This is a genomic window from Parasphingomonas puruogangriensis (assembly GCF_036663635.1).
In the GTDB taxonomy this organism is placed as follows: Bacteria; Pseudomonadota; Alphaproteobacteria; order Sphingomonadales; family Sphingomonadaceae; genus Sphingomonas.
This window is the reverse complement of sequence record NZ_JAXOJI010000008.1, coordinates 198,846-212,052: the sequence shown is the minus strand read 5'-3', so window position 1 is coordinate 212,052 and position 13,207 is coordinate 198,846. Positions and strand designations below refer to the sequence as shown.

Annotated in this window: 11 protein-coding genes; 4 read left to right on the top strand and 7 right to left on the bottom strand. The window is 63.1% G+C overall.

Annotated features, from left to right (window positions below; genetic code table 11):
* The first annotated feature begins 13 nt into the window (after window positions 1–13).
* A complete protein-coding gene (locus U1739_RS18075; RefSeq protein WP_332709995.1) occupies window positions 14–1,219 on the top strand; it encodes an epoxide hydrolase family protein in 1,206 nt (401 codons plus the stop codon).
* Window positions 1,220–1,894: 675 nt separating this feature from the next.
* Window positions 1,895–2,173 (top strand): hypothetical protein, encoded by a 279-nt coding sequence (locus U1739_RS18070; protein ID WP_332709994.1) that lies wholly within the window; start codon window positions 1,895–1,897, stop codon window positions 2,171–2,173.
* 113 nt (window positions 2,174–2,286) lie between these two features.
* On the opposite strand, the gene U1739_RS18065 is transcribed toward U1739_RS18070, so the two are convergent.
* From U1739_RS18065 to U1739_RS18060, 3 genes are all read right to left on the bottom strand, one after another.
* Complete coding sequence (locus U1739_RS18065) at window positions 2,287–3,168, bottom strand: alpha/beta fold hydrolase (protein WP_332709993.1); 882 nt, start codon at window positions 3,166–3,168, stop codon at window positions 2,287–2,289.
* Between the two features lie 187 nt (window positions 3,169–3,355).
* Window positions 3,356–3,715: a nuclear transport factor 2 family protein gene (locus U1739_RS21270; RefSeq protein ID WP_443025598.1), complete on the bottom strand. Its 360-nt coding sequence runs from the start codon at window positions 3,713–3,715 to the stop codon at window positions 3,356–3,358.
* Window positions 3,716–3,978: 263 nt separating this feature from the next.
* Entirely contained in the window at window positions 3,979–4,941 is a 963-nt protein-coding gene (locus tag U1739_RS18060; protein WP_332709992.1) for an alpha/beta hydrolase family protein, read from the bottom strand.
* Between the two features lie 133 nt (window positions 4,942–5,074).
* On the opposite strand from U1739_RS18060, the gene U1739_RS18055 reads away from it, so the two are divergent.
* Entirely contained in the window at window positions 5,075–5,704 is a 630-nt protein-coding gene (locus tag U1739_RS18055; protein WP_332709991.1) for a TetR/AcrR family transcriptional regulator, read from the top strand.
* On the top strand, window positions 5,685–6,239 hold the full coding sequence (locus tag U1739_RS18050; RefSeq protein WP_332709990.1) for a zinc-binding dehydrogenase: 555 nt from the start codon (window positions 5,685–5,687) through the stop codon (window positions 6,237–6,239). The genes U1739_RS18055 and U1739_RS18050 overlap by 20 nt, the downstream gene beginning before the upstream one ends.
* A gap of 162 nt (window positions 6,240–6,401) precedes the next feature.
* Here U1739_RS18050 and U1739_RS18045 read toward each other — a convergent pair whose 3' ends face one another.
* From U1739_RS18045 to U1739_RS18030, 4 genes are all read right to left on the bottom strand, one after another.
* A complete protein-coding gene (locus tag U1739_RS18045) occupies window positions 6,402–7,082 on the bottom strand; it encodes an IS6 family transposase (RefSeq protein ID WP_332709989.1) in 681 nt (226 codons plus the stop codon).
* 81 nt (window positions 7,083–7,163) lie between these two features.
* Window positions 7,164–9,161, bottom strand: a complete 1,998-nt coding sequence (locus tag U1739_RS18040) for a serine hydrolase domain-containing protein (RefSeq protein ID WP_332709988.1) — start codon at window positions 9,159–9,161, stop codon at window positions 7,164–7,166.
* Window positions 9,162–9,195: 34 nt separating this feature from the next.
* Entirely contained in the window at window positions 9,196–10,767 is a 1,572-nt protein-coding gene (locus U1739_RS18035) for a serine hydrolase (protein ID WP_332709987.1), read from the bottom strand.
* A gap of 56 nt (window positions 10,768–10,823) precedes the next feature.
* Window positions 10,824–13,172 (bottom strand): TonB-dependent receptor, encoded by a 2,349-nt coding sequence (locus U1739_RS18030; RefSeq protein WP_332709986.1) that lies wholly within the window; start codon window positions 13,170–13,172, stop codon window positions 10,824–10,826.
* Between the last annotated feature and the right edge of the window lie 35 nt (window positions 13,173–13,207).

The window sequence follows — 13,207 nt, the reverse complement described above, 5'->3', positions numbered from 1 at the left end:
AAGGATTATCCTCATGAAAACGACCGGAAACACCATTCCCGTCACGCGTCCCGTCGAAACGCTAGGACACGGGATCGCAAAGCCCTTTACGATTGCAGTACCCGACGAGCGGCTCGCCGTCATCAACGCCAAAGTCGCATCGTTCGACTGGGAAGCGCTGCCGGACGCGGGAAGCTGGCAGTCGGGCGTCGGCCTCGCGGACCTCAAGCGGCTAGTGGACTATTGGCGCACGCGGTTCGACTGGCGCGCACAGGAACGTCGGCTGAATGCTCTGCCTCACTTCATCACCGAGGTGCTGGGCCAAAAGCTTCATTTCATTCATGCGCGGGGCGATGGTTCACGCTCACCGCTGCTCCTGCTGCACGGCTGGCCGGGCTCGTTCCTAGAATTCGAAGCGCTGATCGCTCCATTAGTCGCCGACGGCCATGACGTCGTCGTGCCCTCGCTTCCGGGCTTCGCCTTCTCCGGGCGCCCCGCCGCGCCGATTGGACCGCGCCGAACTGCCGAACTGATGCACGGCCTGATGGCCGAACTCTTCTCCGGTGCTCGCTATCTAGTGCAAGGGGGCGACTGGGGCGCGGTGATCGGGAGCTGGATGGCGCACGATTATCCTGGAGCCGTTGCGGCGCTGCACCTCAACATGGTCCAGATCCAGGCTGCACACGTGTCGCCGGAGACGCCCGACGAACTTGCCTGGGCAGCACGACTTGCGAAGCTGGCTAAGGAAGAGACCGGCTACTCGCAGGAGCAAAGCACACGTCCGCAGACGCTCGGCATCGCCATGGCAGACAGCCCGGTCGGTGTCGCCGCCTGGATCCTGGAGAAGTTCGGCGCGTGGGCGGACGTTCCGCGCGACGAACAGGGCCGGCCCGATCTTTGGCAGGCCTTCGACGAGGATATGCTTCTTACCAACATCATGCTGTACCTCGTCGAGGGTTCCTTCATTACGTCGACGTGGATGTATCGCGGCCGCATGTTGGAGGGGTCAGAGAAATTTCCGGCCGGTAGCCGCATCAAAGTGCCGACCGGCGTCGCGGCCTTCCCCGATCCATTGTTACCGCCGCCCCCGCGCTCGCAAGCTTGCAAGACCTACAACATCGTCCACTGGAGCGAGATGGAGGCGGGCGGCCATTTCGCGGCACTTGAGCAGCCTAGGCTTCTCCTCGCCGACATGCGACGCTTTTTTGCAGCCCGTGCATCAACAAACTTGTCTTTCTAAGCTGCCCGTCTCCGAAATCTGCTCCCGTCGGCTTTCCCCCAAACTGGACGCCGGTGACGGAAGAACGGGAGACGGACGGTCGCGTCGCACACGTCCTGAGTTTTGGAGGTCGCGTATGTCGCCGCTTTTGCGACAAGACCAATCTTCGGAGCCAGCGGTAATCGGAGGTAGGCTTACGCCGCCAAGCCGCTCAAATTATAGGACTGCGTTACTTGGGCCCTCGCGGCCTCTGCCAGGACGGAGGCTAAAGCGTCGCGTGCAAAAACAACCGTGAGCCGGAATGCTCAGTGGTACGGTGCTGTGTTCGCTGCGGTCGCCGCATACGTGCCGCCTGCGAGCGAAACCGTGACTCGCTGGCATGTACCGGTTCGATCGGATGGCGCTTTGCTAAAAGAAGGTTAGGACATGGTGGTACTTACCATGCCGCACGCAGGTCCACGGGTTCCAAACGCGAGCGGGTGCTCAAGGACCCCGCTGGTTTAGCGAAGGACATGCCGAATGGCTCAGCCGCTTCGTAAAGCAGGCAATCGCGCCATCAGCGGCGCAGAAAGATGCGCTCGGATATGAAGCGGAGCTGGCCGCAGCGACGATGCCGGTGGCACTGGGAAGTTGGGAGGGCTGAAACTCAGGCGCGAAGCCATCTTCCGCCAGGTCAGTGAGGAGGAGCGACGCAAGATGGAGGCTGACCCGCGTTACTATCCGCCCATGAATGCGCGAAGCTTCAAGTTCGGGCCGAACGATCTGATGGGAGACGCAAGCGATCGGAGCTTCACCAGAGCACGCTACGAAGCCGCATGGCGGACCTTTCGTGATCTTGAGGCTGCTCACGGCAAGGCGGCTGTACAAAGATGGGTGACGAACGTGACATCTCAGGCGGGAAGTATCCCCGCCACCAGGATAAAGGACGAGGCCCAATCGGAGATGGGCGAAGATCTCTCGGCCCGGCTCAAGTAGCTGCTGACGGCTCACTTTGCTCGGGCCCGATCAACGGGGCCGGGTCTGGCTTGCGGCGCGACATGGCCGCGGTCGCTCTGACTTTAGCAACTTGTTCGGTGCTCTGCTCGCGCTCACTGATCCGCGAAAAAACCACCGAGTAACCGGGCGACAGCCTCGGGCTGTTCCTCGGGTATGAAGTGGCCGCTGGACGACACGGTCTCGCCGCGCAGATCGTCTGCGAACGGCCTGAGCGGACCGGCCATGTCGGGGATAGAGCCTTGGTCGGCGCTGATGGCGAGCACTGGCATGGTAAGTTTTCCATCGCGAACCAGCGCGCGGTTCTGTTCCGCCGAAACGCTTACTGCACGGTAGAAGGCGAGGCCTGCGCGCAACGCGCCAGGCATGGTGAAAATGCGAACATATTCGTCGAGGTCAGCATCACTGAAACTCAGCGGACTGGCGGTCTTGCGCCGCAAGAACCAGTCCAGATACACGCGCTCGCGCCCGGCGATCAGCGCCTCCGGCAGATCGGGCACGGTGTGGAACGCGAAATGCCAGGTCCGCCACGCGCGGTCGGGTGCGGTTGGCAACATATCGGGCAGCGTGACGCCGGGAATGCCGGCATCGAGGAGAGCGAGCCGGCTGACTTCGTTTGAGTACATCAGCGCATAGGGGAGCCCGACCCACGCGCCAATGTCGTGTGCAGCGAGATTGTAATGGGTCAGACCGAGGCGCGCGACAAGATCGTGGACGCGGCGTGCAACCGTCCCGGTGTCATAGCCGTCGAGCGGCTTGTCGGAGTCGCCTTGCCCCGGAAGATCGATGGCGATGACGCGGTAGCGATCGGCCAGCAGAGGCATTACCTTGCGCCAGGCGAACCAGCTTTCCGGATAGCCGGCAAGAAGGACCAGCGGCTCGGCGTTTTTCGGGCCGGACGTCACATAGTGAAGTCGCAATCCGTTGATCGTCTCGAAAGCGTGCTCGAACGGCGTGGTGTCGGGGTACTCTGTCATAACGGGTCCTGTGCTCAGTCGAGCGTTTTGAGGGTCATGGCGATCAAGGCGTCATGGTCACCCGGATCGTGAAGCTTGCCCAAGGCGCGAAAGCCCTGGAGCAGGCTGATAAGAAGGTCTGCGCATGGCTCAATCGGCAGGTCGGCGCGGATGGATCCGTCCTGTCGCACGGTCAGCGAACAGGTTCTTACAGCGCTGTTGATTGTACCGCGAAAAGTTGCCAGCCCACAGCCTCTCGAACCCAGATTGCGAGCGCGGTTGAGTGTACTTCTTGGACCTTCCCGAGGTGAAGTACGGATATGTTCAACCTGTTAACCACGATCGCAGTCCCACCTCGGATTGAAATGTTTTGCTCGGATCGGCGCACGTCGCGGTAGGTCCACGTTCCGTTCTCGAGTTCGGCTAGGTAGTGCGCGCGGTCTTGGACGGCACCGCTAGAATGAACGTACCGCAGATCTTGGTGAAGCAAAGGCGCGAGCGCTTTAGCATCACCAGCCATGACAGCAGCGAAGCGCTCATCCTCCCGGCGTTCGATTTCCTCTATCATTGTGGATTGGCTCCCAGGCTGGAATGTGGAAGCGGCCACGTTTGCCGCCCCACGTTATAACGCCGCACTTGCGTGGCGGAGCTTACCATAATCGCAACATGACCTTGCACGCGCCGTGGCTGACTCTTCTTCGCGCTGTCGGTGGGAAAAGGATCAACCCGTCGGCGGGCCCATTTCGTGAAAGCGACCGTTTGTACGACATCTTAGGCCCGCCGTATGGTGAGACAGCCTGTCGCTCATAGCAGGAACGACAGGCTGCGACCTTACTTGCAGTCGACTTGGCCGATCTGACTCACGTCGTTCTTCAACGCCTTGCAAACGTTCAACCATGCAGGGTCCCCAGGATACAGCGTAGAACGCAGATAGGCCCACAGCATGCGCTGGACGACCGCGAGGCGGTCCGGATCCTCATCGTCGGTTTCCTTCGCGTCGTACCCGGCAACGCCTCCCAGTCCGTGCTTAGCTCCGAACAGGGTCAGCAGGCAGTCCGCTCCCGGACCGTGATGATACGGGTCGGCATGCCACTGAGCGTCGCGCTCCGTGAGGTGTGGACTGACATCATGATCGCCGAACACCACTAGAGTCCTCGTAGTCATTGTCGAAAAATCCAGGCCGAGCGCCGGATAGCGCAAACCCATGGGTCCGTTGAGGTCTTGGCTGCGACCAAGGCTGGCGAGCAGTACGCCTACCTTGATCCGCGGCTCCCGCAAATCGCTGCCAGATTCTGCATCTTCGGGCGCGGCCACCGTTGCGCCAAGCAGGACGCTGATGGTGTGGCTCCCCAGCGAGTGGCCAATCGCAGCTATTCTGCCATGGTCGAGCCGACCGGAAATCGCTGGTACGATGGCCTCGATCGTCTCTATCTGGTCGAGGATGCGCGTCATGTCTTCGACGCGTTCGCGCCAGAAAAGCGGACCACCCGGCGCATCAGGAGCGAGACCGCCCACCTTGGAGTTGGGGTGAGTGGGTTGGATGACGACAAAACCATGTTCCGCCAGAAAGTTCGCGAGCGGGCCGTACCCATCCTTGGACGGGATGTAGAGCGAAGGGCCGTGCCCGTGCGACAGCAGGACCACCGGCAAGGCGCTGCCGTTCATCGGTGCGGTGATCCGTAGCTCCAGCGGCACACCGCGGCCGGGTGCTGGAAGGATGACGGGACTGATCGAGATCGTGGTGACGGCGTCATTGACCGGCAGGTGCCGAGCTTTGTCTATGAGGTTGTTCACTGGTAATGCCTCGCTCCTATTGGCGAGCCGCGACGGTTCGCCTACATCTGGCATACGGAACATTGTTCCGCATGCAGGTAGCTATATACGGAACATTGTTCCGTTATCAAGCGGGTTGTGACGGGAAACGCATTTGACGGACAATGTAGAAGCAAGTGGTGACAGCGGAACGGCGCCGAAGCGGCGTGTTCGCGCCGATGCACTACGTAATGAGGATGCTGTGTTGGAAGCGGCGAAGGCTGTTTTCACGGAGTCAGGCGTCGATGCCACTGTCAGGGAGATCGCTGCCCGGGCCGGCGTCGGTGTGGGCACGCTGTATCGCCGTTTCCCCAAGCGTTCGGACCTGATCGCAGCGGTTTTTCGCCGTGAGGTCGATGCCTGTGCTGCGGAAGCCGCAACCTTGGCGGCCAACCATCGCGCGGGTGAAGCCCTGGCGCGTTGGCTCAAACGCTATTCCCTGTTTTTGAGTACCAAGAAGGGGCTGGCAACCGCCCTGCACTCCGGCGACGCAGCGTTCGATGCGTTGCCGGCGTATTTCCGGGCTCGCTTCGAACCCGCCCTCGGCGCCCTGCTCGAGACGGCCGCCGCAGCGAAAGAGGGGCGCGGCGACATCGAGCCTTATGACCTACTGCGCGCGATCGGAAACCTGTCGGTCGCGAGCGGCGATGAGGGGGCTGCGCACATCGCGCGGATGCTGGACCTGCTGATCGATGGATTACGCTACGGCTCGGAAAGGCCGGTCGATGCGGCTGGGCCGCGATAGCACCGGGGAACAAGCCCCTCGTGTTTCCTCCAGAAGGTCGTCCTCGCGGGATTGCGGAAGCTGCATTAATTCGCTCTGCTTTGCGCGTTGCTCGAGCCTGAAGGGAGCCCACGTCATTGCGGTGGCTTCGGGCAAGCATGAACAGCTGCTGCGCGAGCTCGGCGCTGACGAATTCATCGATTATACCAAGAGCCCACCAGAAGACGTGGTGCACGACGTCGATCTTGTCGTCGATGCACTGGGCGGCCCAAGCGCAAGCCGGTTCCTGCGGACGCTGAAGCCAGGTGGCGCCTTGTTCCTGGTGTTCCCGCTTGGCTTCGCCGGCGGCGAGGATGCCGAGAAGCTGCGCATCACCGTGTCGAGCACCCAGGTCCGGTCGAGCGGGGCACAATTGGCGGAGGTCGGCCGCCTTTTGGAGGATGGTGCCATTCGGGTGGTCCTCGACAGCATCTATCCGCTCGCCGCTGCTCGGTCGGCGCACGAACGGGCGGCGCAAGGGCATATCCAAGGCAAGATCGTGCTCGGGGTAAAATGATGGCCATCTCGAAACTGCAGCCTGGAACCACAGCCTGGCACTGTCAGACTAACCAGAATCTGGTTCGTTTAGCCTGCGATCAGCGGGAAACTCGGTTCCGATTCGGAGCTTCGGCGAGAACATAGGCAGCCCTTTCGCTGAACAAAGTGACAGCGAGGACGCTCAACTGACCGCCCCAACCAAATAGGAAATCAGCGGCGCATTAGGTGTGACAGTGCCATTGTGGACGTTGGCGTGCACACTGGCGAACTTTTGAAGCGTCTTCATTCGTCGAAATCTGAGCATCGCTCGCTCTCGTCGTCGGAACGGCAAATGGCTGTTCTCGACCCGATTGTTGGCCCAGCGTCCGACCTCGTGCTTCTCCATGTTACCAAGCTCTTTCATAGCCGCACAATAGGAGCGTAGACCGTCAGTCGTGATCGCCTCCGGGCTGCCGTGCCGCTTCAGCGCCTTCTTCATGAAGGTGAGAGCAGCATCCTTGTTCCGGGTCTTCGTAATGTAGCTCTCGAGGATCTCGCCCTCGTGATCGACTGCCCGCCAGAGGTAGACCATTTCGCCGCTCAGCTTCACGTACATCTCGTCGAGATGCCAGCGCCAGTGACGAAACCCGCGCATGCGCGACACGCGCTGCCGCCGAATGTCGCCTGCGAACATCGGCCCAAACCGGTTCCACCACATGCGCACCGTCTCATGGCAGATGTCGATACCGCGCTCGAACAGCAGGTCCTCCACGTTCCGCAACGAAAGTGGGAAACGGACGTACATCATCACTACCAGTCGGATCACCTCGGGTGAGGAGTTGAAATAGCGGAACGGGCTGGTGGGCTTGCGAAGGCGGGGCATGCTGAGGCCTTACGTCACACCGCCTAACGACCGGTGCATTTGGTCTGACAGAGCCGCCGCAAGCCATGTCTCCGGATTGGCTCAATAATTCAATTCAAATCCGATAAGCTGACCCATCCAGGCCACCCACACGATACCGATCAACGCGGCGGCAACGATCACGCTACGGGTCGCCACGGCCCATCCCCGATAATGTGTAAAAGCAAGGAAGGCATTGTAGATACCGATCACGGCGCCCACGATCGGCACGATGCTGGCGATCTGCAGCGTGCGGACCAGCCCGTCCATGCCGGCATTGTATTCGTAATATCGCATCTGCAGCACCGGCGCGAGCACCGTGTACCAGCCGATGAGATATAGTACGTCGGCCAAGGCGGCACCGCGCGTAAGCCGCTGGACGAGCGCCGCGCGGCCGGTGACGAGCGCCGGCGCCTTGTACTTGCGCCGCAGCCACCACGCGATCGGCCAGCCGATGACCGTCAGCAACAGCACGACGAACGACAGTCCGGCGACCAGCGTGTTGATCTTGGAGCTGCGCGCAGCCGGTACCGCCTGCAGAATGGATATCGGGTTCGCGCTGTCGATGATCGACAGGCGACCAGCGACCGGGCCGACCCTCAGCCGCCGCGTGCCGTCGACTTCCTGCCACAGGCCGGGGGCGATTTCGCGGAAACTCTTGGCTGGGATCGAGGCGAGGCTGATCGTACCGTCCGGATTGGCGGCAACACCGTCCTGCTGCAGCAGGTAGAAGATGCCGATAAAGCCGTTTTCCACCCGCCGTGAGCCCTCATACCCGCCGGCGATCGCGGCGGCATGGTCGGCCGCGCCGGCGATCGCGGGCGGCGTCGGCGCCGCCCGGCCGGGAAAATAGCGGTCGAGGAACAGGTTCTTTAAACGCTCCCGCGCGCCGTAAGCCGCGTCGTTCTCGCCCCGGCTGTTGAAGCTGACGAAGATACCGACGCCCTCCTCCGGCAACAGCGTCAGGTCGGTGTGGAACACGATGGTGTCGCCGCCGTGGCCGATGATCAGCCGTCCGTTCTGCCGCCCCTGAAAGAATCCATGCGCCATCGTGTCGAACCCGGGTTCGGGCTGCACGGCCGGGCGGTGCATCAACTGGGCGGTCTCCGGCCGCAGGATCTGCTGGTCGCCGAAGCGGCCGTTCTGGAGGTGCGCGATCATGAAATGCGCCATGTCGGCACCCGTCGCGCTCACGCTGCCTGCGGGCGACGTCGTCGCGAACTCGAACGGTCCCGGTGGCTGGTCGCTTCGCATATAGCCCTGTGACAGCGAGCCACGCAGCGCGGGCGGCACCGGCTGGCGGAACGTCGCCCGCCCCATCCTCAGCGGCGCGAAGATGTGGCGTTCGATATAGGCGTCGAACGGCTCGCCCGACACGCGCTGGACGATATAGCCGGCAAGCGCGGTGCCGTAGTTTGAATAGGCCGGCACCTCGCCCGCCGCGAACATCATCGGCCGGACGTTCTCCTTCAGATACTGCTCGTTGCTCTTGAACCGCGCGGGGTCGATCGCGATCAGGTCCTTCAGCCCTTCCTCGAATCCGCCACGGTGCCGCATCAGGTCATTCATGGTGATCGCACGCCCGGCCTTGGGCGTGATCTTGATGTCGAGATACTTGTTGATGTCGGCGTTGAGGTCGATCTTGCCCGCCTCCACCAGCTGCATCACCGCGGTCCAGGTGAACAGCTTGGAGGTCGATCCGATCCGCATCAGCGTGCGGTCGACATCCATCGGCCGCTTGGCCGCGACGTCCGCATAGCCATAGCCCTTCTTGAACAGCAATTGGCCGTCCTTCACAACCACGACCTGCGCACCGGCGATCTTGCCCGCCTCCAGCGCCGATGGCATGAAGCCGTCGAGCCAGGCGCCGACGTCCGATGCGGTAAGCGGCACCGCGCCTGGCGTGGGCGCGCTCGCGGACCGTTCGGTCGCCACGCGCCGCTCCGCCGGCACGGCCGGGACCACGGACGCCGGGGCGACCGGCGGCGCCTTCTGCGACAGCGCCGGCACCGCGAGCATGACGCACGCCAGCACCACGGCGAAGCTCTTCCTGCCGATCATGGATAGACCCTTTCATGGATCGTGCGTCGGTGGCTCACGAACCAGCCCGTTCGGGTTCGAATGCCAGGTCACGATAGTCGAAACTGAAATCGGCGATCGGCGACACCGGCTTGGCGGTGATCCGCGCGACCTTGCCGTCGGCGTCGAGCGCGAAGGTCAGGTACGCCGCCTCAATTCCCGGATCATCGAACCGGATGATAAACGTATCGTAGCGGTGATGCTCCAGCCGTCCGCTCATCCTCGGCGTCGGCGTGAAGTTGACCTTGAGCCCCTTGGCATCCCGCGCGATCGCGATCGGGCCGTACCATGGATCGACATAGCGCCCGGCATAGCCGGCCAAGGGCAAGGACGGACGGGTCTTGGCCGGCGCCGCCGTCGCTTGCGTGATCGCGGCTCGCGCATCGGCGATGCGCGTCTTGCGATAGGCGCCGAATTTCGCCGGCCAGTCCCGCGGCGGCACGCCGAGATAATGGTCGAGCAATTCGTACATCAGGCCGTGGCGCGGCTCGCTCTCCTCGCTGTTCAGCTCGATGGAAAAGCCGACCTTCTTGTCCGGGATCAGCACGACGACCGAGGTCGATCCGTACACCCCGCCGGCATGCCACACGATCTTCGTGCCGCGATAATCGCGCACTTCCCAGCCGAGCGCATAGGATTGGTAAGATGGCTGCGTCTCGGTGATCGGCGCCGGGAGGTCGGCGATCGGGATCGGGGTGACCGGCGTCCACATCTCGCGCGCCTGCGCCGCGCTGAACAGCGGCGTGCCACCGGGCACCACGCCCTGGCCAAGCTGGATCTGCAGCCACCGCGCCATGTCCTTGGCGCTCGCCGCGATCAGCCCCGCTGGTGCCGACGCCTGCGGCAGGTGTTCCCGCTCGTCCAGCACGCGCTGCGGCCCCGTCCCGCGCACTGGACCGCCATAGCGCGCATGCGGCTGCGCGCGATTGGCATTGGTGAACATCCGCGCATAGTCACTGGTCGCACTCGCCATGCCGGCGGGCGCGAACACCCGCTCGCGCATATAGTCTTCCCACGTCTGGCCGCTGACCGCCTCGACCACCCGGCCGGCGACGATGTACAGGACGTTGTCATAGGCATAGCCGCTGCGGAAGCTCGTTGCCGGCTTGATGTAGCGCAGTCGCCGGACGATCTCGTCGCGCGAATAGCTGCCGCGCGGAATGTACAGAAGGTCGCCCGCACCTAGGCCCAATCCGCTGCGGTGGACCAGCAGGTCGCGCACCGTCATCTCGCGCGTCACCCAGGGATCATACATCTGGAACCCGGGTAGCCGATCAACGACCTTGTCGTCCCAGCCAAGCTTGCCCGCGTCGACCAGCGTCGCGAGCGCCACCGCGGTCATCGCCTTGGCGGTCGACCCGATCGTGAAGATCGTGTCCGCGTCCACCGCCTCCGGCGCGCCCAGCCGTCGCACGCCATATCCCTTGGCGAGCACGACCTTGCCGTCTTCGACGATGGCGATCGCCATGCCGGGTGTGCCCGATACAGCGCGGACCGCCTCTACGCGCGCGTCGAAACCCGCAGGTGGGTCCGCCCGCGCCGGCGCGGCGAAGGCGAGAAACGACACAGCCAGAATGCGAAGGTTCATGTCGTTTGCCCTGTTCAAATGACGATCCGGTCGGTGCAAGACCGGCCGAAGTTGGTTTAGAAGCGCGCGCCGAGCGACAGGCCGATGGTCCGCGGCCGGATCATGCCCGTCGCCACCGTCGCCCGCCCGCCCGGCCCCGCCGGGTAGGAATTGAGCGCCGACACGGACAGCTTGCCGTCCGCATCGCCCACGTTCTTGGCGTAGACCTCCGCAGTGAACCGGCCGAAGTCGACCCCCGCGCGCAGGTCCACCACTTCATAGGACGGGATGGTGCTGCGCTGCCCAACCGTCGCGATATATTGCGCATCGAACGGGCCGCGCTGCTTGGACAGCGACCGGATCGATCCGCCGACATAGGCCTCCACACCGTTGCCGACCTCGAAGGCATAATCGCCGTTCACGCTGGCCGAATAGCGTGGAGAGAAGGGCAGCCTATCGCCGTTGAAACCGCTTGCCGCTGGTGCGTCTTGCGTCAGGCGCGCATTGGTGATCGCGCCGATCAGCGAAAATAGCAGCCCTTGAGTTGGACGCGCCGTCGCCGTCAGTTCAACGCCTTCGCTGCGTGCCTTGCCGCCATTGCCGTTGAAATTAAACGGCGTGCCGTTCTGGTCGATGGTCGTGGTCAGCAGCTGGATGTCGTCCCAATCGATGCGGAACGCGGCCAGTTCGATACCGAACGTCCGGTCCACCGTCTCCGCCTTCACGCCCAGCTCGTAGTTGATCGTGCTGTCCGATCGATAGGATCGCGTGCTGTCCGGCGCCCCGGGCGCCTGCGCGTTGGGCCCGCCGGGACGGAAGCCCTTGGCGACGCGGGCATAGATCGACGCATTGTTGCCGAACTTGATCTTGGGCGCGACCGAATAGGTGAACACGTTTTCCGAGGACCGCTGGCTGAACACATTGGTCGCGCCGCCGACCAGCGCGCCGCCCAGCGACTGCGTCACGCGCTGGTTGTTGTGGCTGTACCGACCCCCAAAATCGAGGTCGAAGCGATCGCCCAGATGCAACGTGACGTTCGCGAAGCCGGCATATTCCTCATAGGTGGATGGCAGCTGCGCCAAAGCGAGCAGCGGCAGCGTGGTGATCGGCGTGCCGCCGGTCAGGAGGTTGACGGTGCCGGCCGGCAGCGTGGTGATCGGCGTCAGCGTACCGGGCGTGACGGCGATAAATTCCTGCCGGATGAGCCCTTTTTCATGCGTGTAATAGCCGCCCACTGTCCAGTCGAACATCGATTCGCCGGACGAGCCCAAGCGAACTTCCTGGGTGTATTTCTCCAGGTTGGTGTTCTGCGCCTGATACAGTTCATTGGCCAGGAAGCGCGCAGGGGTCGCGCCCGCTGCCGGTACCTGGAAAACGAAGCCGACCGTGCCGGCAAGGTTGACGGTCAGATCTTCGCGGCGGAACTGCTTTTGCGTACTGTAGCTGCTCGACGACACCAGCTCAGCAAAGCCGAAATCATAGTCGATCGTGCCGTTGTACACCCTGTATGCCACAGTGCGCGACGGCTGTACGAAGATCGACGCGGTGGGGCTGCCATAGCGCGTCTTCAGCGTTACGGCGTCGCTCTCCTCCACCGACGGCGAATCGCTGTCGATGTTCTGTATCAGCGCGTTCAGGCGAATCGACAGGCTGTCGTCCGGCTTGAACAGCAGCGACGCCCGGCCGCCGTAAACGCGCGACCCGTTGATGTCCTTCCGCACGCGCGACCCGCCGGTGCCGATAGAGTCGATCCACCCGCCGATGTCGCGGTAGACGCCCGACGCGCGGAAGGCGAGCGTGTCACCCAGCGGAATGTTGATCATTGCATTGCCGACATAAGACATCTCGCCGCCGCGGGTGGTCTCGATCCCCGCGCGCCCGCGCGCCTCGATCTTCTCCGTGCTCGGCGCGTTGGTCACGAACTTCAACACGCCACCAAGCGAGCTGGCCCCGTACAGAGTCCCCTGCGGCCCGCGCAGCACCTCAATGCGAGCCACGTCGAACGTGTCGAAATCGCCAGCGAGCACGGCGCCGTTGGCCAGACCGCTGCTCGATCCGAACGGCGTCTCGTCCTGGTAGACCGCGACCGTGGAGGAGACGCCGCCGGTGTTCAGGCCGCGCACGATCAGTCGGCCCTCGCCGGGCGTCGACTGGGTCAGCTGCAGCCCCGGCACCAGCTTCAGGTAATCGCTGAAGGTGTTTGCCTGTTGGCGCTCCAACGTGTCTTGCGTGATGACCGACACCGATTGCGGCACGTCGATCAGCGTCTGCTCACGACGCTGTGCGGTAACGATGATATCCTCGGATTGGGCGGTGCGCTCAGGCGATGTGTCGCTCGCGTTCGTCACCTGAGCCCAGGCGGGTGCGGCGGCGAACGCAATCGCCATCATGCTAGACACAGATGCTGCTATCGCTGCCTTGGTCATCTTATTCCCCTTTTTATCGACTGTGAGATTATTAG

What these genes read in the sequence shown, in the direction of transcription:
- U1739_RS18065 (WP_332709993.1), bottom strand. Translation starts at nt 3,168, where the DNA reads ATGACAGAGTACCCCGACACCACGCCGTTCGAGCACGCTTTCGAGACG.
- U1739_RS21270 (WP_443025598.1), bottom strand. Translation starts at nt 3,715, where the DNA reads ATGATAGAGGAAATCGAACGCCGGGAGGATGAGCGCTTCGCTGCTGTC.
- U1739_RS18040 (WP_332709988.1), bottom strand. Translation starts at nt 9,161, where the DNA reads ATGATCGGCAGGAAGAGCTTCGCCGTGGTGCTGGCGTGCGTCATGCTC.
- U1739_RS18075 (WP_332709995.1), top strand. Translation starts at nt 14, where the DNA reads ATGAAAACGACCGGAAACACCATTCCCGTCACGCGTCCCGTCGAAACG.
- U1739_RS18045 (WP_332709989.1), bottom strand. Translation starts at nt 7,082, where the DNA reads ATGCCCCGCCTTCGCAAGCCCACCAGCCCGTTCCGCTATTTCAACTCC.
- U1739_RS18050 (WP_332709990.1), top strand. Translation starts at nt 5,685, where the DNA reads ATGCGGCTGGGCCGCGATAGCACCGGGGAACAAGCCCCTCGTGTTTCC.
- U1739_RS18070 (WP_332709994.1), top strand. Translation starts at nt 1,895, where the DNA reads ATGGAGGCTGACCCGCGTTACTATCCGCCCATGAATGCGCGAAGCTTC.
- U1739_RS18035 (WP_332709987.1), bottom strand. Translation starts at nt 10,767, where the DNA reads ATGAACCTTCGCATTCTGGCTGTGTCGTTTCTCGCCTTCGCCGCGCCG.
- U1739_RS18030 (WP_332709986.1), bottom strand. Translation starts at nt 13,172, where the DNA reads ATGACCAAGGCAGCGATAGCAGCATCTGTGTCTAGCATGATGGCGATT.